The following is a 19,658-nucleotide window of genomic DNA, read 5'->3' as shown; positions in this document are numbered from 1 at the left end:
CGGTGGCGAGTATGGCGATGCGTGTGGGCGACATGTTTGTTGTTCTTGTTGGTGATTAAACGGTCATCAGGTGGCTGGATCGTCTTATTTTTTGTCGCATGTGTCCAGTGCCCCCGATAACGGTGCTGGCCTAGAGTGTGGGCACCCAACGATCACTCAGAAGCAGGTGTAACAATGATTCCAAGAACCCTGTTCAGCTCCGAGCACGAGCTGTTCCGCGAGTCCGTGCGCAAGTTCTTCGAGCAGGAGGCGGCGCCTTTCCACGCCCAGTGGGAAAAGGACGGTCACATCGACCGCGCCCTGTGGAACAAGGCCGGGGATGCCGGCATGCTCTGCTCGCACATTCCCGAGGAATACGGCGGCATGAGCGCCGACTTCCTCTACAGCGCCGTGGTGATCGAGGAGCAGTCGCGCCTCGGCCTGTCCGGCGTCGGCTTCTCGCTGCACTCGGACATCGTCGCGCCCTACATTCTTCACTACGGCAGCGAAGCGCAGAAGCAGCACTACCTGCCGAAGATGGTGACCGGCGAAGTGGTCACCGCCATCGCCATGACCGAGCCGGGCACCGGCTCCGACCTGCAGGGCGTGAAAACCACCGCCGTCCTGGATGGCGATCACTATGTGATCAACGGCTCCAAGACCTTCATCACCAATGGCTGGCTGGCCGACATGGTGATAGTCGTGGCCAAGACCGATCCCAAGGGCGGCGCCAAGGGCATCAGCCTGTTCCTGGTGGATGCCAACACCCCGGGCTTCTCCAAGGGCAAGCGCCTGGAGAAGGTCGGCATGAAGGCCCAGGACACCTCCGAGCTGTTCTTCCAGGACGTGCGCATTCCCAAGGACAACCTGCTCGGCAAGGAAGGCATGGGCTTCGTCTACCTGATGCAGGAGCTGCCCCAGGAGCGCCTGACCGTGGGCGTGGGCGCCATCGCCTCGGCCGAGGCGGCGATCAAGTGGACTCTGGACTACACCCGTGAGCGCAAGGCCTTCGGCAAGTCCGTGTCGGACTTCCAGAACACCCGCTTCAAGCTGGCCGAGATGACCACCGAGGCGCAGATCGGTCGGGTGTTCGTCGACCGCTGCCTGGAGCTGCACCTGCAGGGCAAGCTGGATGTGCCGACCGCGGCGATGCTCAAGTACTGGGGTACCGACCTGCAGTGCAAGGTGATCGACGAGTGCGTGCAGCTGCACGGCGGCTACGGCTACATGTGGGAATACCCGATCGCCCGCGCCTGGGCCGACTCGCGGGTGCAGCGCATCTATGCCGGCACCAACGAGATCATGAAAGAGATCATCTCCCGCTCGCTGTAAGCCTCTCCTGGTTCGCCTGCGGTCGTCGCGGGCGAACCAGCCTCTGCCCATGTCGGTCTACCGATCCATTGCGGGATTGGAGTTGCCGATGCATACATCACCCTTCGCCGATTGGGACGGGACCGCGCAACAGGCGCGCGTGCTACAGGGCACGTTGGCCGAGCGAGTGGTGCTGGAGGACGACTTCGTGCCGCCGCGGGTGATCGCCGGTGTGGATGTCGGCTTCGAGGAGCAGGGCAGCATCACTCTGGCGGCCGCCGTGCTGCTCAATGCCGATACCTTGCAGTTGATGGCTCATAGCGTGGCGCGCATTCCCACCAGCATGCCCTATGTGCCGGGCCTGCTGTCCTTCCGCGAGCTGCCGGCCTTGCTCCAGGCGTTGCGCGATCTGCCGCAGATACCGGATTTGATCTATTGCGATGGCCTGGGCATCGCCCATCCGCGCCGGCTCGGCATCGCCTCGCACTTGGGTGTGGTGACCGGGTTGCCGACCATTGGCGTGGCCAAGAGCATCCTGGTTGGTACCCATGCGGAGTTGCCGCAGGAGAAGGGCTCCCGCGTGCCGCTCAGGCATGCGGGTGAGCAGGTCGGCTGGATGCTGCGCAGCAAGGACAAGGTCAAGCCGCTGATCGTCTCGCCCGGGCACCGTGTGAGCATGGGCACTGCGGTGGAGCTGGTGCTGGCCTGCTGCCGTGGCTATCGCCTGCCCGAGCCGACCCGTCTGGCGGATCGGCTGGCTTCGCGCCGCGGCGAGATGCCGGCGCCCCAGGCGGGCACGCCGGATCTGTTCGGCTGAGCCTCAGGGCGCCGGGTTGGGCTGTTCGCGATGGATGGCCTCGATGCCCTCCAGAACTTCTGCCGAGAGCCGGAGATCGGTGCTGCCCAGGTTGCTCTCCAGCTGTTCCAGGCTGGTGGCGCCGATGATGTTACTGGTGACGAAGGGCTGGCGGGTGACGAAGGCCAGCGCCATCTGCGCCGGGTCCAGGCCGTGCTCTCGGGCCAGCTGCACGTACCGGTCGCAGGCGGCCAGTGACTGTGGGTTGGTGTAGCGCGAGAAGCGGCTGAACAGGGTGATCCGCGCATTGGCTGGCCGGGCGCCGTTGGCGTACTTGCCGGACAGCATGCCGAACGCCAGCGGCGAGTAAGCCAGCAGACCACATTGCTCGCGGATCGCCACTTCTGCCAGGCCCACCTCGAAGCTGCGGTTGAGCAGGTTGTAGGGGTTCTGGATCGACACCGCGCGGGCCAGGCCCAGGCTGTCTGCCAGCTGCAGGAACTTCATGGTGCCCCAGGGCGTTTCGTTGGACAGGCCGATATGGCGGATCTTGCCGGCCGCGATCTGCTCGCCGAGGGCTTCGAGGATCTCTTGCAGCGGGGTGAAGTCCTGCTCCTGATGGCGGTAGCCGAGCTGGCCGAAGAAGTTGGTGCTGCGCTCCGGCCAGTGCAGCTGGTACAGATCGATCCAGTCGGTCTGCAGGCGCTTCAGGCTCTCGTCGACGGCGGCGCTGATATGCGCGCGGTTGTGCTTGAGCTGGCCGCCGCGGATGTAATCGATGCCATTGCCGGGGGCGGCCACCTTGCTGGCCAGGATCCACTCGGCGCGGTTGCCGCGGGCCTTGAAGTAGTTGCCGATGATGCGCTCCGTGGCGCCGTAGGTATCGCCGCGCGGCGGCACCGGGTACATCTCGGCGGTGTCGAGGAAGTTTATCCCCGCGGCACGGGCGCGGTCGATCTGGGCGAAGCCTTCGGCCTCGCTGTTCTGCTCACCCCAGGTCATGCTGCCCAGGCACAGGGCGCTGACGCTCAGGTCGCTGCGGCCCAGTTGACGGTATTCCATGTGCATTTCCTTGATTCAAGCGGGAGCGCCAAGCATAAAGCAGGTTGCTATTTTCGCAGCAATCGGCATAATTCCGCGGCTTTCTCGGCGGGGATGCCTAGCCCGTACGAGAAGGAAGGTGGGGATGCCTAGCCCACCGAAACCCCGCCGTAGCGGACGCGCTGACCCGAGCCCCCGACAGCGTCTGTTTCCGGCTGTCTTTGACCTTGTCAAAGCAAGCACTATTCAGTAAGATCCGCCGTCTTATTTTCAGGGCGGCCCCTGAGGCTATAGCGAATGAAGACTTTTACTGCAAAACCGGAAACTGTTAAGCGCGACTGGTACGTCGTCGACGCTGCAGGTCAGACCCTGGGTCGTCTGGCCACCGAAATCGCGAGCCGTCTGCGCGGCAAGCACAAGCCGGAATACACCCCGCACGTTGATACCGGCGACTACATCGTCGTGATCAATGCCGAGCAGGTGCGTGTAACTGGCGCCAAGACCTCCGACAAGATGTACTACTCGCACTCCGGTTTTCCGGGTGGCATCAAGGAAATCAGCTTCGAGAAGCTGATCGCCAAGGCCCCCGAGCGCGTGATCGAGACCGCGGTCAAGGGCATGCTGCCGAAGAATCCGCTGGGTCGCGACATGTATCGCAAGCTGAAGGTGTACAAGGGTGCCGTTCACCCGCACACCGCTCAGCAGCCCCAAGAACTGAAGATTTAACGGAATAGTTCATTATGTCGGCGACTCAAAATTACGGCACTGGCCGTCGCAAGACCGCTACCGCACGCGTATTCCTGCGTCCGGGCACTGGCAAGATCTCCATCAACAACCGCAGCCTGGATAATTTCTTCGGCCGCGAGACCGCTCGCATGGTCGTGCGTCAGCCGCTTGAGCTGACCGAGACCACCGAGAAGTTCGACATCTACGTCACCGTTCTCGGTGGTGGTGTCAGCGGTCAAGCGGGTGCGATCCGTCACGGCATCACCCGTGCCCTGATGGACTACGACGAAGGCCTGCGTCCTGCCCTGCGCAAAGCTGGCTTCGTGACTCGCGATGCCCGTGAAGTAGAGCGTAAGAAAGTCGGTCTGCGTAAAGCGCGTAAGCGTCCGCAGTACTCGAAGCGTTAATTCGCTGCTACGTTCAAAGACGCCCAGCCTCTTCGGAGCTGGGCGTTTTTTATTGCTGCCGGTTTTTACTCTGCGACAACCTGTCGCATTGGTGGAAAGCCCGGTCTGCAAGGCCTGCGACCAATTTGTATCCGGTAATTACCTTGTCAGAAAAGGGGCTTTTCTTTACCATTCGGCAAATTTTGTGCGGCCCGATTTATTACTTAGTAGAGGCCTGACCACAGGCCACAAAGCTGATGGGAGACGACTGAATGAGCAATGACGGCGTGAATGCAGGCCGGCGTCGCTTCCTGGTGGCGGCCACTTCGGTGGTAGGTGCTGCCGGAGCGGTGGGTGCTGCGACTCCGTTTGTGGGGTCATGGTTCCCCAGTGCCAAGGCCAAAGCGGCCGGTGCACCGGTGAAAGTGAATATCGCCAAGGTCGAACCCGGCCAGCAGATGATCGCCGAATGGCGCGGTCAGCCGGTATTCATCGTGCGTCGTACCGAGGAGATCCTGGCCAACCTGACCAAGATCGACGGCAACGTTGCCGACCCGGAATCCGCCGCCTCCGTGCAGCCGGAATACGTCGACAAGAAGACTCGCGCGATCAAGCCGGAAATCCTGGTGCTGGTCGGTCTGTGCACCCACCTGGGCTGCTCGCCGTCCTTCCGCCCGGAAGTGGCCCCGGCCGACCTCGGCCCGGAGTGGGTCGGCGGTTACTTCTGCCCCTGCCACGGTTCGCGCTACGACCTCGCCGGTCGCGTCTACAAGGCCCAGCCCGCGCCGCTGAACCTACCGGTTCCGCCGCATTCCTACGAGTCCGATGAAGTCATCGTCATCGGCGTGGACCAGGAGAAAGCATGATGGAAAAATTCATGGCCTGGGTCGATGCGCGCTTCCCCGCGACCAAGATGTGGGAAGACCATCTGAGCAAGTATTACGCTCCGAAGAACTTCAACTTCTTCTATTTCTTTGGCTCGCTGGCACTGCTGGTGCTGGTCAACCAGATCCTCACCGGCATCTGGCTGACCATGAGCTTCACCCCGTCCGCCGAGGAAGCCTTCGCTTCCGTCGAGTACATCATGCGCGACGTGGAGTTCGGCTGGATCATCCGCTACCTGCACTCCACCGGTGCCTCCGCGTTCTTCGTGGTGGTCTACCTGCACATGTTCCGCGGTCTGCTCTACGGCTCCTACCAGAAGCCGCGCGAGCTGGTGTGGATCTTCGGCATGCTGATCTACCTGTGCCTGATGGCCGAGGCCTTCATGGGCTATCTGCTGCCGTGGGGCCAGATGTCCTACTGGGGCGCCCAGGTGATCATCTCGCTGTTCGGTGCCATCCCGGTGATCGGCGATGACCTGACCCAGTGGATCCGTGGTGACTACCTGATCTCCGGCATCACGCTGAACCGCTTCTTCGCCCTGCACGTGATCGCTCTGCCGATCGTCCTGCTCGGCCTGGTCGTGCTGCACATCCTGGCGCTGCACGAAGTCGGCTCGAACAACCCGGACGGCGTCGACATCAAGAAGAACAAGGACGAGAACGGCGTGCCGATCGACGGCATCGCGTTCCATCCCTACTACACCGTGAAAGACATCGTCGGCGTGGTGGTCTTCCTGTTCGTCTTCTGCGCCATCGTGTTCTTCTTCCCGGAGATGGGTGGTTACTTCCTCGAGAAGCCGAACTTCGAACAGGCCAACCCGTTCAAGACCCCCGAGCACATCGCTCCGGTGTGGTACTTCACCCCCTTCTACGCCATCCTGCGCGCCGTGCCGGACAAGCTGCTGGGCGTGATCGCCATGGGCGCCGCCATTGCCGTGCTGTTCGTCCTGCCGTGGCTCGACCGTAGCCCGGTCAAGTCGATGCGCTACAAGGGCTGGCTGAGCAAGGTCTGGCTGCTGGTGTTCTGCGTGTCCTTCGTGATCCTCGGCGTGCTGGGCGTACTGGCACCGACTCCGGGCCGTACCCTGCTGTCGCAGATCTGCACCGCGCTGTATTTCGCCTACTTCATCCTGATGCCGTTCTACACCCGGATGGAGAAGACTAAACCGGTTCCGGAAAGGGTGACTGGCTGATGAAAAAGCTATTTGCTGCATTTGTTATCGCTGCACTGCCGGCCTTCTCCTTTGCCGCTGGCGGCCATGGCGTCGAGCTGGATAAGGTCGACCTCGACCTGACCGACAAGGCTGCTCTGCAAGATGGCGCGCGTACCTTCGCCAACTACTGCATGGGCTGCCACAGCGCCAAGTTCCAGCGCTACGAGCGCGTTGCCGATGACATCGGCATCCCGCACGAACTGATGCTGGAGAACCTGGTGTTCACCGGTGCCAAGATCGGCGATCACATGAAGATCGGCATGAAGCCGGAAGATGCCAAGGCCTGGTTCGGCGCTGCGCCGCCCGACCTGACCCTGGTAGCCCGCGTACGCGGCGCCGACTGGCTGTACACCTACCTGCGCACCTTCTACGAGGATCCGACTCGTCCGCTGGGTGCCAACAACAAGGTGTTCCCGAACGTCGGCATGCCCAACGTGCTGGTCGGCCTGCAGGGTCGCCAGGTCGTCGGCTGCAAGCAGGTTCAGGTGGTCGAGGAAGGCAAGAAGCAGTACGACCCGCTGACCGGCGCGCCGATCACCCACGAGGCCTGCGACCAGCTGACCATCGTGCCGAAGACCGGCACGCTGACCGAGGCTGAGTTCGACGAGAAGGTGCACAACCTGGTGACCTTCCTCGCCTACTCGGCCAACCCGGTCAAGCTGGAAAGCCAGCGCATCGGTACCTATGTCCTGCTGTACCTGGCCTTCTTCTTCGTGTTTGCCTATCTGCTGAAGCGCGAATACTGGAAGGACGTGCACTGATACACTGCGTCACCGTTGTAAACGCACGCGCCCCTCAAGGGCGCGTGCGTTTTTCTGTTTCTGCCATTTCGAAAAGTGAGGGGCGCCATGGCCGCGACCAATAAGCTGGCCTGTTATTCCGACCCTGCCGACCACTATTCCCATCGCGTGCGGCTGGTGCTGGCCGAGAAGGGCGTCAGCGCCGAGATCATCGATGTCCAGGCCGGGCGCTGTCCGCCCAAGCTGGCCGAGGCCAATCCCTATGGCGGTGTACCGACCCTGGTCGATCGTGACCTGGCCCTGTACGAATCCACCGTGGTGATGGAGTATCTCGACGAGCGCTACCCGCATCCGCCGCTGCTGCCGGTGTATCCGGTGGACCGGGCCAAGAGCCGCCTGCTGATGCATCGTATCCAGCGCGACTGGTGCAAGCTGGTCGACCAGATTCTCGACTCGCGCACCAAGGAGGCGGATCGTGCCGTGGCGCGCAAGGAGCTGCGCGAGAGCCTGACCGGCGTCTCGCCGCTGTTCGCCGACAAGCCGTTCTTCCTCAGTGACGAGCTGAGCCTGGTGGACTGCTGCCTGCTGCCGATCCTCTGGCGTCTGCCGAGGCTGGGTATCGAGCTGCCGCGCCCGGCCAAGCCGCTGCTGGACTACATGGAGCGGGTGTTCGCCAGCGAGGCCTTCCAGGCCAGTCTATCCACCGTCGAGCGCGACATGCGCTGAGCCGAGGAGGCCGAGATGAACTCCAGTCGCCCCTACCTGGTACGTGCCCTGTACGAGTGGATCGTCGACAACGACTGCACGCCGCACCTGCTGGTGAATGCCGAGTTCCCCGGCGTGCGCGTGCCGGCCGGCTACGCCAACGACGGGCAGATCGTCCTCAACGTGTCGCCCAGCGCTGTGCGCAACCTGCACATGGATAACGAGGCGGTCAGCTTCGAGGGGCGTTTCGGTGGCGTGGCGCATTCGCTGTTCGTGCCGTCCGGCGCCATGCTGGCGATCTATGCGCGGGAGAACGGCCAGGGCATGGTCTTCGAGCTGGAGCCGCCGGTCGACGATGACGAGGAAGGACCGGAGCCCGATGATGACGGACCGTCCGGCGGCGAGCCGCCACGACCCAGCGGGCGGCCCAGCCTGAAGGTGGTCAAGTAGCAATAAAAAAGGCGATCCGAGGATCGCCTTTTTCATGTCCGCCGCAGGGGTGCCCCCGCGTCGGCTCAGTTGGTGTACTGGTACAGGGTGACGATCTTCTGCACGCCGGACACGCCCGACACCACGTTGGTGGCGGCGGCGCCTTCGGCGCGGGTCACCAGGCCGAGCAGGTAGACGATGCCGTTCTCGGTCACCACCTTGACCTTGGCGCTCGGCACCTTGCTGTCAGCCAGCATCATCGTCTTGATCTTGCTGGTGATCAGCGCATCGTTACTGCGAGCCAGGGCGCTGGTGGGCTGCAGTACCTGGATTTCGTTATGCAGCTTCTTCACGCCCTGCACGCCGTTGGCGATCTGCCCGGCCTTCTGCTTCAGGTCGTCACGCGGAGTCTGGCCGGCCAGCAGGATCACGCCGTTGTAGCTGGTGACCACGATGTGCGAAGTCGGGCCGGTCAGGTCCGGGTGCGAGCGCGACACGGCACTGGCCACGTTCGGCTCGAGGAACTGGTCGTCGATCTTGTTGCCGATGCTGCGGTTGCTGCAGCCGCCGAGGGCCAGGCCCAGGGCGAGGGTGGCGAGGATCAGGGCATTGCGGGTCATTCTTCACTCCCGAACAGTTGACGATCAATCAGGTCGCACAGGCAATGGATGGCGAGCAGGTGCACTTCCTGGATGCGCGCGGTGACCTTGGAGGGCACGCGGATTTCGACGTCCTCCGGCAGTAGCAGCGAGGCCATGCCGCCACCGTCGCGGCCGGTCAGGGCGACCACTACCATTTCGCGGTCATGGGCGGCCTGGATGGCCTGGATCACGTTGGCCGAGTTGCCGCTGGTGGAGATCGCCAGCAGCACGTCGCCGGGCTGGCCGAGGGCGCGGATCTGCTTGGAGAACACCTCGTTGTAGCTGTAGTCGTTGGCAATCGAGGTGATGGTCGAGCTGTCGGTGGTCAGGGCGATGGCCGGCAGGCTGGGGCGCTCGCGCTCGAAGCGGTTGAGCAGCTCGGAGGAGAAGTGCTGGGCATCGCCGGCCGAGCCGCCGTTGCCGCAGGTGAGGATCTTGCCCTCGTTGAGCAGCGAATGAACCATGACCTGGCTGCCGTGCTCGATGAAGGGTACCAGCACTTCCATGGCCTGCTGTTTGGTATCGATGCTGGCCTGGAACATCTGGCGAATGCGGTTTTGCATATCCATGGAATGGAACCTTAGGTGTGCTGGCTGAGACAGCCGGAAATGACGAAAGTCGCCGTGGCGCGTGATGAGCGGGGTTGTACCCGAAGACGGCGCCGCGGGTCGACTTGAAATTCTTGATCGGGCCTATTCACGTTTCGAAAGCGTTGCGTAGCCAGTTCAGTCCGGAATCGCCTGGCCCTATTGCCACCACGTCGAAGCGGCAGGGCTGCTTGCCCCAGCGATTCTCGCGCTGCAGGAACAGCTCGGCGGCGAGAATCAGGCGCTGGCGCTTGCGGGCGTCGACGCTTTCCAGCGCGCCACCCCAGGCGGCGTGCTTACGGTAGCGAACCTCGACGAATACTACTGTATCGCCGTCGAGCATGACCAGATCGAGCTCGCCGCCGCGGCAGCTCCAGTTCTGCGCCAGCAGGCGCAGGCCCTGTTGCTGCAGGTGGTCGCGCGCCAGGCTCTCGGCGGCGCGACCGCTGTCCTGGCGCGAATTAATTGAGGCTATCCGGCAGGCGCTGGACCTGGCCGTTGCGGAACTCGGCCCAGGGCAGCTGGCGCTCGACGCGCTGGGCCTGGTTCAGGCTCAGGTTGCCGGAAAGGCCTTCGACCTGGCTGTCCGGCAGGGCCTTGAGCTGGCTCAGGCGCGGGGCCAGGCGGAACGCATCGACGCCCATGGCGTACAGGCGGCCCAGGCTGCCGGCGGCCTGCGGCCATTGCTGGTCGACCTGCTGACGCAGGGCGTCGTTGCTGTCCAGCAGCCAGGGCGTCTCGCAGAAGCGGATGCCTTCCAGGTCCTGGTACTGCGCCGGGTTCTGCCCGCCGGTGTAGAGGTGCGAGGTGGCGTATACCGGCAGGTCGCCGGCGTACTGGAAGGCCAGGGTCGGCTTGATCTGCTGGGCCTGCTGCGGGGTGGCGGCGAGGAAGATGAAGTCGATGTCCTGGCGGCGTGCCGGCAGGGCGGCCAACTGGGTGCCCAGGGTGCTCTGCAGGCGCTTGGCGCGCGCCTCGCTCTGGCGCAGCTGGAGCAGATCGGCGATCTGCTGGGCCAGTTCCACCGGCTGGTCGACATGCTCGGCGGCGATCAGATTGCCGCCGGCGGCCTGCCAGCTCTGCTGGAAGGCGGCCAGTACGCGGTTGCCCCACTCACCCCGCGGCACCAGGGCCACGGCGCTGCGCATGCCATCGGCCCAGGCGCGGCGGGCCACTTCGCGCGCCTCGTCTTCGGCGGCCAGGCCGAACTGGAACAGCTGGGCAGGTGCCTCGCGACCGGCGTCGCTGTAGTTCAGGGCCAGGGTGGTCAGCGGCAGCTGCGGGCGTTCGCTGAGTTGCTTGACCAGCGGCTTCTCAAGCGGGCCGACCACCAGTTGCGCGCCGTCGGCCTGGGCCTGGCGGTAGAAGTCGTCCAGCGAGGACAGGCGCGAGCTGTCGTACAGCAGGATTTCCGGCGGATTCTGTCCGGCCTGCTGGGCCTGGTAGTGGGCGGCGAGGAAGCCGTCGCGCAGGGCGCGGGCCACCGAGGCCAGTTGGCCATCTTGCGGCAGCAGCAGGGCGATCTTTTGCAGGGGCTGGCCGGCCAGTTCCTTCAGCTTGCCCAGGGCCTGCGGCAGTTGCTCGGCGGCCGGGTGCTGCGGGTGCTGATTCTTCCAGCCATCAATGGCGGCCAGTTGCTGGTCCGGGGTGCCGGCACTCTTGGTGGCCAGGGCCAGGCTCAGCCAGCCGTCCAGGTCGCTGTCGCCGGAGCTGATCAGCTGGCTCTGCGGCAGGCTGGAGACCAGGCTCCAGATCGCCTCATGGTTGGCGTTGGCGGCTTCGCCGGACAGCAGCGGTGCAATGAACACGCGCTCGCGGGCGGCGGCCAGGGTCTGGCCGTCGGCCTCGAGGGAGCGGGCCTGGACCAGCTGGGTGCGGATCTGCTGCTCCACCGGCAGCTCGCCCAGGCGCTCCAGGCTCGGGTGCTGCAAGGTCTTGAGGGCGCTCTTCGGCTTGTTGCGGGCCATGGCCAGCTCGGCATCGAGGGTGGCGGCGAACACCTGCTGAGCCGGTTTCAGGCCGTCCAGCGAGATTTCGTCGAGGATGCGCGTGGCGCGGCCGATGTCTTGCTGGCGGTAGGCCTGGTCGGCGGCCGAAAGGCGCAGCAGGGCGGCTTGCTCCGGCTCGCTGGTGCTGGCTTGCTGCAGCAACTGGTCGATGCTGGCCTGAGGGGTGCGCGGCAGCTCGCCCAGGCTGGACGAGGGCGAACCGGCACAGGCGGCCAGGAGGCCGGCAAGGCAGAGGGCGGAGAGCGGGCGCAGGCAGGCGATCATCTAATACGTTCCTGGTATTGATCAGAAAGAAGGCGGGATTGTACCCAAGCCCCGCCGCAGGCGCGATGTCGGTGCCTGGAAACGGGCTACAATGCGCGCTTTCCGCAATCGAGGTGCGCCCGTGAGTGCTTCCGCTGTTCCCGCCGCCGTCGGCACGCTGTATGTGGTCGCCACGCCGATCGGTAATCTGGACGATATCAGCGCGCGGGCGCTGCGCATCCTCGGTCAGGTGGCGCTGATCGCCGCCGAGGACACCCGGCATTCGGTACGCCTGCTGCAGCACTTCGGCATCGCCACGCCGCTGGCGGCTTGTCACGAACACAACGAGCGCGACCAGGGCGGGCGTTTCCTTGCCCGCCTGCAGGCCGGTGAGGACGTGGCGCTGATCTCCGACGCGGGCACGCCACTGATCTCCGACCCCGGCTTTCATCTGGTGCGCGCCGCGCGTGCGGCCGGCATTCGCGTGGTGCCGGTGCCGGGCGCCTGCGCGCTGATCGCCGCGTTGTCGGCGGCGGGGCTGCCGTCCGATCGTTTCAGTTTCGAGGGTTTCCTGCCGGCCAAGACGGTCGGGCGCCGTGGGCGACTTGAGCAGGTCAGGGAAGATGCGCGCACCCTCATCTATTACGAGGCGCCGCATCGCCTGCTTGAATCCCTCGCCGATATGCGTGACATCTTCGGTGCGGACCGACTGGCCGTGCTGGGGCGCGAGCTGACCAAGACCTTCGAGACCCTCAAGGGGCTGCCGCTGGGCGAGCTGCACGACTGGGTGGCGGCCGACAGCAACCAGCAGCGCGGCGAGTGCGTGATCCTGGTCGCTGGCTGGCAGGCGCCGGAGGGTGACGAGGCGGTGAGTGGCGAGGCCCTACGTGTGCTCGATCTGTTGCTGGCCGAACTGCCGCTCAAGCGCGCGGCGGCGCTGGCGGCGGAGATCACCGGGGTGCGCAAGAACCTGCTGTACCAGGTCGCCCTCGATCGGCAGAAAGACGCTTGAGCTTGTCCTGAGTCGCCTGGATCGCTACCCTTGGCGGCGGAGAGTCGATCGGACAGTCGCCGCCTTCCTTATGGGAGGGGGAGGAAAGTCCGGGCTCCATAGGGCGGAGTGCCAGGTAACGCCTGGGAGGCGCGAGCCTACGGAAAGTGCCACAGAAAATAACCGCCTAAGCGTTTCGGCGCCGGTAAGGGTGAAAAGGTGCGGTAAGAGCGCACCGCACGGCTGGTAACAGTCCGTGGCTAGGCAAACCCCACTCGGAGCAAGACCAAATAGGGTTCCATCGGCGTGGCCCGCGCTGGAACCGGGTAGGTTGCTAGAGGCGTGCAGTGATGTACGTCGTAGAGGAATGACTGTCCTCGACAGAACCCGGCTTACAGATCGACTCTCCTCCTTTCTTCTATCCGCTTCGTCTTCCAATACCGAAAAATTCTTACTCTTAAGAAATTACTTTAAGTTCGAAGATTAGCTTCATGAACTTGAAGAAATTCGCCCCCAAAAAACCTCTGTTTTGCTGCTGAAAAAGCCCCGCTTAGTTCGCTAAATCACCGTCCCATAAGGATTTTTCCTAGTTTTCGCGCCTTGACGCTAGGGGGCGCGCATTCCTATAGTGTGCCGAAGTGGCACAAAGTGGAAAAAAGTGGGTCATAAGGGCATGGAAAGCTAATAACAGTGGGGAAGCGCAGCCTTGTTTCGTGGAGCTAACGCCATCAGTCTCGACGCCAAAGGGCGACTCGCGATGCCGAGCCGGTATCGCGACGAGCTCGTTTCGCGTTGTGCTGGCCAGCTCATCGTCACCATCGATGCTGTAGACCCCTGCCTGTGCGTTTATCCCCTGCCGGAGTGGGAGCTGATCGAAGCCAAGCTCCGCGACCTGCCTTCCCTGCGTGAAGAAACCCGCCGCCTGCAGCGCCTGCTGATCGGCAACGCCGTGGATATCGAGCTGGACGGCAGTGGCCGCTTCCTCGTGCCGCCGCGTCTGCGCGCGCACGCGGGTCTGGACAAGCACGCGATGCTGGTTGGCCAACTGAACAAATTCCAACTGTGGAACGAGGATGCCTGGAACGCGCTTGCCGACGCCGACCTGGCCGCCATCAAACAACCCGGCGCTCTGCCGGACGACCTGCGCGACCTGATCCTGTGACCATGACCAGCAGCTTCCGCCACATCACCGTGCTGCTCGACGAGGCCGTCGAGGCTCTCGCCGTGCGCGCGGATGGCTGCTACCTGGACGGCACTTTCGGGAGGGGCGGGCACAGCCGGCTGATCCTCGAAAGGCTCGGGCCAGAGGGCCGGTTGCTCGGGTTCGACAAGGACCCACTGGCAATCGCAAGCGGAAATGCACTGGCGGCCGAAGACGGCCGCTTCGTCGTTGTACAGCGCAGCTTCGCCGACCTCGGCGAAGAGGCGGCCGCGCACGGCCTGGTCGGCAAGGTCGACGGCCTGCTGCTCGACCTCGGCGTGTCCTCGCCGCAGCTGGACGATGCCGAGCGCGGCTTCAGCTTCCTCAACGACGGTCCGCTGGACATGCGCATGAACCCGGATGCCGGCGTCAGCGCCGCCCAGTTCATTGCCAGCGCCAGCGCCGACGAGATCGCCCGGGTGTTCAAGGAATACGGCGAGGAGCGTTTCGCCAAGCGCATGGCCCGCGCCGTGGTCGAGCGCCGCGAACAGAAGCCGTTCGAGCGCACCGCCGACCTGGCTGCCGTGCTGACCGAGGCCAATCCGGCCTGGGAAAAGGGCAAGAATCCGGCGACCCGCGCTTTCCAGGGCCTGCGCATTCACGTCAACAACGAGCTGGGCGATCTCGAGCGTGGTCTCGATGCCGCGCTGGAGACCCTGGCCGTGGGTGGGCGTCTGGTGGTGATCAGCTTCCACTCGCTGGAAGACCGCATCGTCAAACAGTTCATGAAGCGCCAGGCTAAGGGCGAAGCGGACAACCTGCCGCGCGACCTGCCGATCATTCCCAAGGCCTTCGAGCCGCGCCTCAAACTGCTGGGCAAGCCGATCTACGCCGGCGAAGCCGAGCTCAAGGCCAACCCGCGCTCGCGCAGCGCGGTGATGCGCGTGGCGGAGAAGCTGCGTTGAGCCGCCTGTACGCCAAACCCCTGCCGCCCGGCAGCCTGCTGCTGGCCCTGCTGTTCGGCGCCGTGCTGCTGTCGGCTATCGCCGTGTCCTACAGCGCGCACTGGAATCGCCAGCTGCTCAATGCCCTCTATACCGAGCTCAGCGTGCGCGACAAGGTGCAGGCCGAGTGGGGCCGCCTGATCCTGGAGCAGAGTACCTGGACCGCGCACAGCCGCATCGAGACCCTGGCCGCCGGCCAGCTGAAGATGCGCATTCCCGAGCCCGCCGAAGTGCAGATGGTGGCGCCATGATCGGCCTCGAAGGCGCTCTCTATCCCTGGCGCTTCCGCCTGGTGCTGGCCCTGCTGGCGCTGATGGTCGGCGCCATCGTCTGGCGCATCGTCGACCTGCACGTGATCGATCACGACTTCCTGCAGGCCCACGGCGACGCTCGCAGCGTGCGGCATATCCCGATTCCGGCGCACCGCGGCCTGATCACCGACCGCAATGGAGAGCCGCTGGCCGTGAGTACTCCGGTGACCACCCTGTGGGCCAACGGCAAGGAGCTGGCCAAGGCGCCACAGCGCTGGAGCGACCTGGCCGCCGCCCTGGGTCAGGAGCCGAAGGCCTTCGCCCAGCGTCTGGAGCAGGCCAAGGAACGCGAGTTCATGTACTTGGTGCGCGGCCTGACCCCCGAGCAGGGCCAGCGCATCCTCGATCTCAAGGTGCCGGGCGTGTACGGCCTGGAAGAGTTCCGCCGCTTCTACCCGGCCGGCGAAGTGACCGCCCATGTGGTCGGCTTCACCGACGTCGATGACCGTGGTCGCGAGGGTGTGGAGCTGGCCTTCGAGGACTGGCTGGCCGGCGTGCCGGGCAAGCGCCAGGTGCTCAAGGACCGTCGTGGTCGCCTGATCAAGGACGTGCAGGTGGCGCAGAACGCCAAGGCCGGCAAGGCCCTGGCGCTGTCCATCGACCTGCGTCTGCAGTACCTGGCCCACCGCGAGCTGCGCAATGCGCTGGTCGAGCAGGGCGCCAAGGCCGGCAGCCTGGTGATGATCGACGTGAAGACCGGCGAAGTGCTGGCCATGGTCAATCAGCCGTCCTACAACCCGAACAACCGTCGCAACCTGCAGCCGGCCGCCATGCGCAACCGCGCCATGATCGACGTGTTCGAGCCGGGTTCGACCGTCAAGCCGATTTCCATGGCCGCCGCCCTACAGACCGGGCGCTGGAAGCCGGAAAACAAGGTCGAGGTCTACCCCGGCTCGCTGCAGATCGGTCGCTACACCATCAAGGACGTGTCCAAGACCCAGGGCCCGGTGCTCGACCTGACCGGCATCCTGATCAACTCGTCCAACGTCGGCATGAGCAAGGTCGCCTTCGATATCGGCGGCGAGACCATTCACGACATGATGAGCAAGGTGGGCTTCGGCCAGGACACCGGCCTGGGCTTCCCCGGCGAGCGTGTCGGCGAGCTGCCCAGCCATCGTGAGTGGCGCAAGGCCGAGACCGCGACGCTGTCCTACGGCTACGGAGTGTCGGTGACCGCCATCCAGATGGCCCATGCCTATGCCACCCTGGCCAACAACGGTCAGGTGCTGCCGTTGTCGATGACCCGTGTGGACCACAAGCCGATCGGTGCCCAGGTGGTGCCGGAAGATGTGGCCAAGACCCTGCAAGGCATGCTGCAGCAGGTGATCGAGGCGCCGCGCGGCGTGTTCCGCGCCCAGGTGCCGGGCTACCACGTGTCCGGCAAGAGCGGCACCGCGCGTAAGGCCAGCGTCGGCACCAAGGGTTATACCGCCAACGCCTACCGCTCGATGTTCGCCGGCTTCGCGCCCAGCTCCAATCCGCGCATCGCCATGATGGTGGTGATCGATGAGCCGAGCAAAGCCGGCTACTTCGGCGGCCTGGTCTCAGCGCCGGTGTTCAGCAAGGTGATGGCCGGCTCCCTGCGCCTGATGAACATCACTCCAGACAACCTGCCGCCGCCAGTCGATCCGGCTGCGGCGCCGCAGCCGCAGACTGCCGACGCGGCCGCCAACCCGGGAGGGCGAATCTGATGCCCATGCCCCTCAATCAACTGCTGCCGCAGGCAAGCGGCGCCACCCTGATCCGTGAACTGACCCTGGATAGCCGCAAGGTGCGCCCAGGCGACCTGTTCCTCGCCGTGCCCGGCCTGGCCCAGGACGGTCGCGCCCATATCGCTGATGCCATCGCCCGCGGCGCCACCGCTGTGGCCTATGAGGCCGAAGGCGCTTCCCCCATGAGCGCGAGCAGCGCCGAGCTGGTGCCGATCAAGGGCCTGGCCGGCCAGCTGTCGGCCATCGCCGGACGCTTCTATGGCGAGCCGAGCCGTGGCGTGCGCCTGGTCGGTGTCACCGGTACCAACGGCAAGACCAGCGTCAGCCAGCTGCTGGCTCAGGCCCTCGATCTGCTGGGCGAGCGCTGCGGCATCGTCGGCACCCTCGGCACCGGCTTCTTCGATGCGCTGCAGAGCGGTCGCCACACCACGCCGGACCCGATTGCCGTGCAGGCCACCCTGGCCGACCTCAAGCAGGCCGGCGCTCGCGCCGTGGCCATGGAGGTGTCGTCCCACGGCCTGGATCAGGGCCGCGTGGCCGCCCTGGACTTCGACGTGGCGGTGTACACCAACCTGTCCCGCGATCATCTGGATTACCACGGCTCGATGGAGGCCTACGGCGCAGCCAAGGCCAAGTTGTTCGCCTGGCCGGAACTGAAGTGCCGGGTGATCAACCTGGACGACGAGTTCGGCCGCCAGCTGGCGAGCGAGGAGCATGAATCGCGTCTGATCGGCTACAGCCTGAGCGATGCCTCCGCCTACCTGTTCTGCCGCGAAGCCCGCTTCGACGATCACGGCGTGCAGGCGAGCCTGATTACCCCACAGGGCGAAGGCCATCTGCGCAGCCCGCTGCTCGGTCGCTTCAACCTGAGCAATCTGCTGGCCGTAGTCGGCGCGTTGCTCGGCCTGAACTATGGCCTGGACGAAATCCTCCATGTGCTGCCGCAGCTGCAGGGCCCGGTCGGGCGTATGCAGCGCTTCGGTGGTCAGCAGCTGCCGCTGGTGGTGGTCGACTACGCCCACACCCCGGATGCCCTGGAAAAAGTGCTGGAGGCCCTGCGTCCCCACGTGAGTGGCCGCCTGCTGTGCCTGTTCGGCTGTGGCGGCGACCGCGATCGCGGCAAGCGCCCGCTGATGGCCGCCGTGGCCGAGCGCCTGGCTGATGCGGTGCTGGTGACCGACGACAACCCGCGCAGCGAAGACCCGGCGCAGATCCTCGCCGACATTCGCGCCGGCTTCGCAAAACCCGAGGCCGTCGAGTTCGTCCATGGTCGTGGCGATGCCATCGCTCGTCTGATCGCCGCCGCGCAGGTCGGCGATGTGGTGGTGCTGGCCGGCAAGGGCCACGAGGATTATCAGGAGATCGCCGGCATGCGCCATGCCTTCTCCGACCTGGATGAAACCACCAAGGCCCTGCAGGCCTGGGAGGCTGCCCATGCTTAAGCCGCTGCTGCTGAGCGAAGTGGCCCCGGCGCTGGATGGCTACGTGGCGGGCGCCGACCTGGCGTTCTCCGCCGTCTCCACCGACAGCCGCAAGATCGAGGCCGGCCAGCTGTTCATCGCCCTGGTCGGGCCGAATTTCGACGGCCACAACTACCTGGCCGAGGTCGCTGCCAAGGGCGCCGTCGCCGCCCTGGTGCAGCGCGAAGTGGCCGATGCGCCGCTGCCGCAGCTGGTGGTCAATGACACCCGCATCGCTTTGGGCCAGCTCGGCGCGCTGAATCGCGCCGCCTTCGCCAAGCCGCTGGCCGCCGTCACCGGCTCGAGCGGCAAGACCACGGTCAAGGAGATGCTCGCCAGCATTCTGCGCGCCGGCCTGAACGGCCCGGTGCTGGCCACCCGTGGCAACCTGAACAACGACCTCGGCGCGCCGCTGACCCTGCTGGAGTTGGCTCCCGAGCACGTCGGCGCGGTGATCGAGCTGGGCGCCAACCATGTCGGCGAGATCGCCTACACCGTCGGCCTGACCAAGCCGCAAGTAGCCATTATCACCAACGCCGGGCTGGCCCATGTCGGCGAGTTCGGCGGGCCGGAGAAGATAGTCGAAGCCAAGGGCGAGATTCTCGAAGGCCTGGCTGCCGACGGTGTGGCCGTGCTCAACCGTGACGACAAAGCCTTCGCCACCTGGCAGACCCGCGCCAAGGGTCGCCAGGTGCTGAGCTTCGCCCTGCGCGACCAGGCGGCCGATGTGCACGCCACCGAACTGTGGCGCGACGCCCGCGGCTGCGCCGGCTTCGCCCTGGCCGGTATTGCCGGTGCGGCGCGTATCCAGCTCAATCTGCTGGGTGAACACAGCGTGGCCAACGCCCTGGCTGCCGCTGCCGCCGCGCATGCCCTCGGCGTGCCGCTGGTCGGGATCAAGCAGGGCCTGGAAGCGCTGCAACCGGTCAAGGGCCGCGCCGTGGCTGACCTGGCGCCGAATGGCGTGCGGGTGATCGACGACAGCTACAACGCCAACCCGCTGTCCATGTGTGCGGCAGTGGATATACTCGCCGCCTTCTCCGGCCGCACCGTCCTGGTGCTGGGAGATATGGGCGAGTTGGGCGAATGGGCCGAGCGGGGCCATCGCGACGTCGGCGCCCATGCCGCCGGCAAGGTCGATGCGCTCTATGCCGTGGGTCCGCTGATGGCGCATGCCGTCGCAGCCTTCGGTGCCAATGGCCGCCATTTCGCCGATCAAGCCAGCCTGATCGAAGCGCTTCGCGTCGAGTCGGGTGACACCACCATTCTAATTAAAGGCTCGCGCAGCGCGGCGATGGAACGAATCGTCGACGCGTTGCTGCAACGGGCATCGGGGGAGGCTCACTAA

General features: G+C 65.1%; 21 protein-coding genes and 1 other RNA gene. 17 read left to right on the top strand and 5 right to left on the bottom strand.

Annotated features, from left to right (window positions below):
- Window positions 1–174: 174 nt before the first annotated feature.
- Both FFS62_RS21595 and nfi read left to right on the top strand, forming a co-directional pair.
- Window positions 175–1,311, top strand: a complete 1,137-nt coding sequence (locus tag FFS62_RS21595) for an acyl-CoA dehydrogenase family protein (RefSeq protein ID WP_137974925.1) — start codon at window positions 175–177, stop codon at window positions 1,309–1,311.
- An 88-nt stretch (window positions 1,312–1,399) separates the two neighbouring features.
- Window positions 1,400–2,107, top strand: coding sequence for a deoxyribonuclease V (nfi, locus tag FFS62_RS21590; protein ID WP_137974924.1), 708 nt, complete (start codon window positions 1,400–1,402; stop codon window positions 2,105–2,107).
- 3 nt (window positions 2,108–2,110) lie between these two features.
- Here the strand turns inward: nfi and FFS62_RS21585 are convergent, their stop codons facing one another.
- Entirely contained in the window at window positions 2,111–3,148 is a 1,038-nt protein-coding gene (locus FFS62_RS21585; RefSeq protein ID WP_137974923.1) for an NADP(H)-dependent aldo-keto reductase, read from the bottom strand.
- Window positions 3,149–3,424: 276 nt separating this feature from the next.
- On the opposite strand from FFS62_RS21585, the gene rplM reads away from it, so the two are divergent.
- From rplM to FFS62_RS21550, 7 genes are all read left to right on the top strand, one after another.
- Complete coding sequence (gene rplM / locus FFS62_RS21580; RefSeq protein ID WP_137974922.1) at window positions 3,425–3,853, top strand: 50S ribosomal protein L13; 429 nt, start codon at window positions 3,425–3,427, stop codon at window positions 3,851–3,853.
- Window positions 3,854–3,867: 14 nt separating this feature from the next.
- Complete coding sequence (gene rpsI, locus FFS62_RS21575) at window positions 3,868–4,260, top strand: 30S ribosomal protein S9 (RefSeq protein WP_137974921.1); 393 nt, start codon at window positions 3,868–3,870, stop codon at window positions 4,258–4,260.
- A 251-nt stretch (window positions 4,261–4,511) separates the two neighbouring features.
- Window positions 4,512–5,105, top strand: coding sequence for a ubiquinol-cytochrome c reductase iron-sulfur subunit (petA, locus tag FFS62_RS21570; protein ID WP_137974920.1), 594 nt, complete (start codon window positions 4,512–4,514; stop codon window positions 5,103–5,105).
- Window positions 5,105–6,316 carry a cytochrome bc complex cytochrome b subunit gene (locus FFS62_RS21565; protein ID WP_137975009.1) on the top strand — a complete coding sequence of 404 codons (1,212 nt, stop codon included), beginning with the start codon at window positions 5,105–5,107 and terminating at the stop codon, window positions 6,314–6,316. Before petA ends, FFS62_RS21565 begins: the two co-directional genes overlap by 1 nt.
- Complete coding sequence (locus FFS62_RS21560; protein WP_137974919.1) at window positions 6,316–7,098, top strand: cytochrome c1; 783 nt, start codon at window positions 6,316–6,318, stop codon at window positions 7,096–7,098. The genes FFS62_RS21565 and FFS62_RS21560 overlap by 1 nt, the downstream gene beginning before the upstream one ends.
- An 87-nt stretch (window positions 7,099–7,185) precedes the next feature.
- Complete coding sequence (locus FFS62_RS21555) at window positions 7,186–7,803, top strand: glutathione S-transferase N-terminal domain-containing protein (RefSeq protein ID WP_137974918.1); 618 nt, start codon at window positions 7,186–7,188, stop codon at window positions 7,801–7,803.
- Window positions 7,804–7,818: 15 nt separating this feature from the next.
- Window positions 7,819–8,232 (top strand): ClpXP protease specificity-enhancing factor, encoded by a 414-nt coding sequence (locus FFS62_RS21550; protein WP_137974917.1) that lies wholly within the window; start codon window positions 7,819–7,821, stop codon window positions 8,230–8,232.
- 65 nt (window positions 8,233–8,297) lie between these two features.
- Here FFS62_RS21550 and FFS62_RS21545 read toward each other — a convergent pair whose 3' ends face one another.
- The 4 genes from FFS62_RS21545 to FFS62_RS21530 all read right to left on the bottom strand — a co-directional run bounded on the left by FFS62_RS21545 (window position 8,298) and on the right by FFS62_RS21530 (window position 11,712).
- Window positions 8,298–8,831 carry a BON domain-containing protein gene (locus tag FFS62_RS21545; RefSeq protein ID WP_137974916.1) on the bottom strand — a complete coding sequence of 178 codons (534 nt, stop codon included), beginning with the start codon at window positions 8,829–8,831 and terminating at the stop codon, window positions 8,298–8,300.
- On the bottom strand, window positions 8,828–9,421 hold the full coding sequence (locus FFS62_RS21540; protein ID WP_137974915.1) for a phosphoheptose isomerase: 594 nt from the start codon (window positions 9,419–9,421) through the stop codon (window positions 8,828–8,830). Before FFS62_RS21540 ends, FFS62_RS21545 begins: the two co-directional genes overlap by 4 nt.
- 127 nt (window positions 9,422–9,548) lie before the next feature.
- On the bottom strand, window positions 9,549–9,905 hold the full coding sequence (locus FFS62_RS21535) for a YraN family protein (RefSeq protein WP_137974914.1): 357 nt from the start codon (window positions 9,903–9,905) through the stop codon (window positions 9,549–9,551).
- Window positions 9,901–11,712 (bottom strand): penicillin-binding protein activator, encoded by a 1,812-nt coding sequence (locus tag FFS62_RS21530; RefSeq protein WP_137974913.1) that lies wholly within the window; start codon window positions 11,710–11,712, stop codon window positions 9,901–9,903. Before FFS62_RS21530 ends, FFS62_RS21535 begins: the two co-directional genes overlap by 5 nt.
- Window positions 11,713–11,803: 91 nt before the next feature.
- Here FFS62_RS21530 and rsmI point away from each other — a divergent pair, with 91 nt between their 5' ends.
- The 8 genes from rsmI (at window position 11,804) to murF (ending at window position 19,658) form a co-directional block, all read left to right on the top strand.
- A complete protein-coding gene (gene rsmI / locus FFS62_RS21525; protein ID WP_137974912.1) occupies window positions 11,804–12,703 on the top strand; it encodes a 16S rRNA (cytidine(1402)-2'-O)-methyltransferase in 900 nt (299 codons plus the stop codon).
- A 40-nt stretch (window positions 12,704–12,743) separates the two neighbouring features.
- Window positions 12,744–13,093, top strand: an RNA gene (gene rnpB / locus FFS62_RS21520) — RNase P RNA component class A.
- 295 nt (window positions 13,094–13,388) lie between these two features.
- Window positions 13,389–13,844: a division/cell wall cluster transcriptional repressor MraZ gene (mraZ, locus tag FFS62_RS21515; RefSeq protein ID WP_137974911.1), complete on the top strand. Its 456-nt coding sequence runs from the start codon at window positions 13,389–13,391 to the stop codon at window positions 13,842–13,844.
- A 2-nt stretch (window positions 13,845–13,846) separates the two neighbouring features.
- Entirely contained in the window at window positions 13,847–14,788 is a 942-nt protein-coding gene (gene rsmH, locus FFS62_RS21510; protein ID WP_137974910.1) for a 16S rRNA (cytosine(1402)-N(4))-methyltransferase RsmH, read from the top strand.
- Window positions 14,785–15,078 (top strand): cell division protein FtsL, encoded by a 294-nt coding sequence (gene ftsL / locus FFS62_RS21505; protein ID WP_137974909.1) that lies wholly within the window; start codon window positions 14,785–14,787, stop codon window positions 15,076–15,078. Before rsmH ends, ftsL begins: the two co-directional genes overlap by 4 nt.
- A complete protein-coding gene (locus FFS62_RS21500) occupies window positions 15,075–16,829 on the top strand; it encodes a penicillin-binding protein 2 (protein ID WP_137974908.1) in 1,755 nt (584 codons plus the stop codon). The genes ftsL and FFS62_RS21500 overlap by 4 nt, the downstream gene beginning before the upstream one ends.
- Entirely contained in the window at window positions 16,829–18,292 is a 1,464-nt protein-coding gene (locus tag FFS62_RS21495; protein ID WP_137974907.1) for a UDP-N-acetylmuramoyl-L-alanyl-D-glutamate--2,6-diaminopimelate ligase, read from the top strand. Before FFS62_RS21500 ends, FFS62_RS21495 begins: the two co-directional genes overlap by 1 nt.
- The gene (gene murF, locus FFS62_RS21490; protein WP_137974906.1) at window positions 18,285–19,658 is read left to right on the top strand and encodes a UDP-N-acetylmuramoyl-tripeptide--D-alanyl-D-alanine ligase; all 1,374 of its coding nucleotides are present in this window, start codon (window positions 18,285–18,287) and stop codon (window positions 19,656–19,658) included. Before FFS62_RS21495 ends, murF begins: the two co-directional genes overlap by 8 nt.

Origin of the sequence: Pseudomonas sp. F(2018), from assembly GCF_005508865.1 — a bacterium.
Lineage (GTDB): Bacteria > Pseudomonadota > Gammaproteobacteria > Pseudomonadales > Pseudomonadaceae > Aquipseudomonas.
The sequence above is the reverse complement of the archived record's forward strand: the minus strand, read 5'-3'. Positions and strand labels throughout refer to the sequence as shown.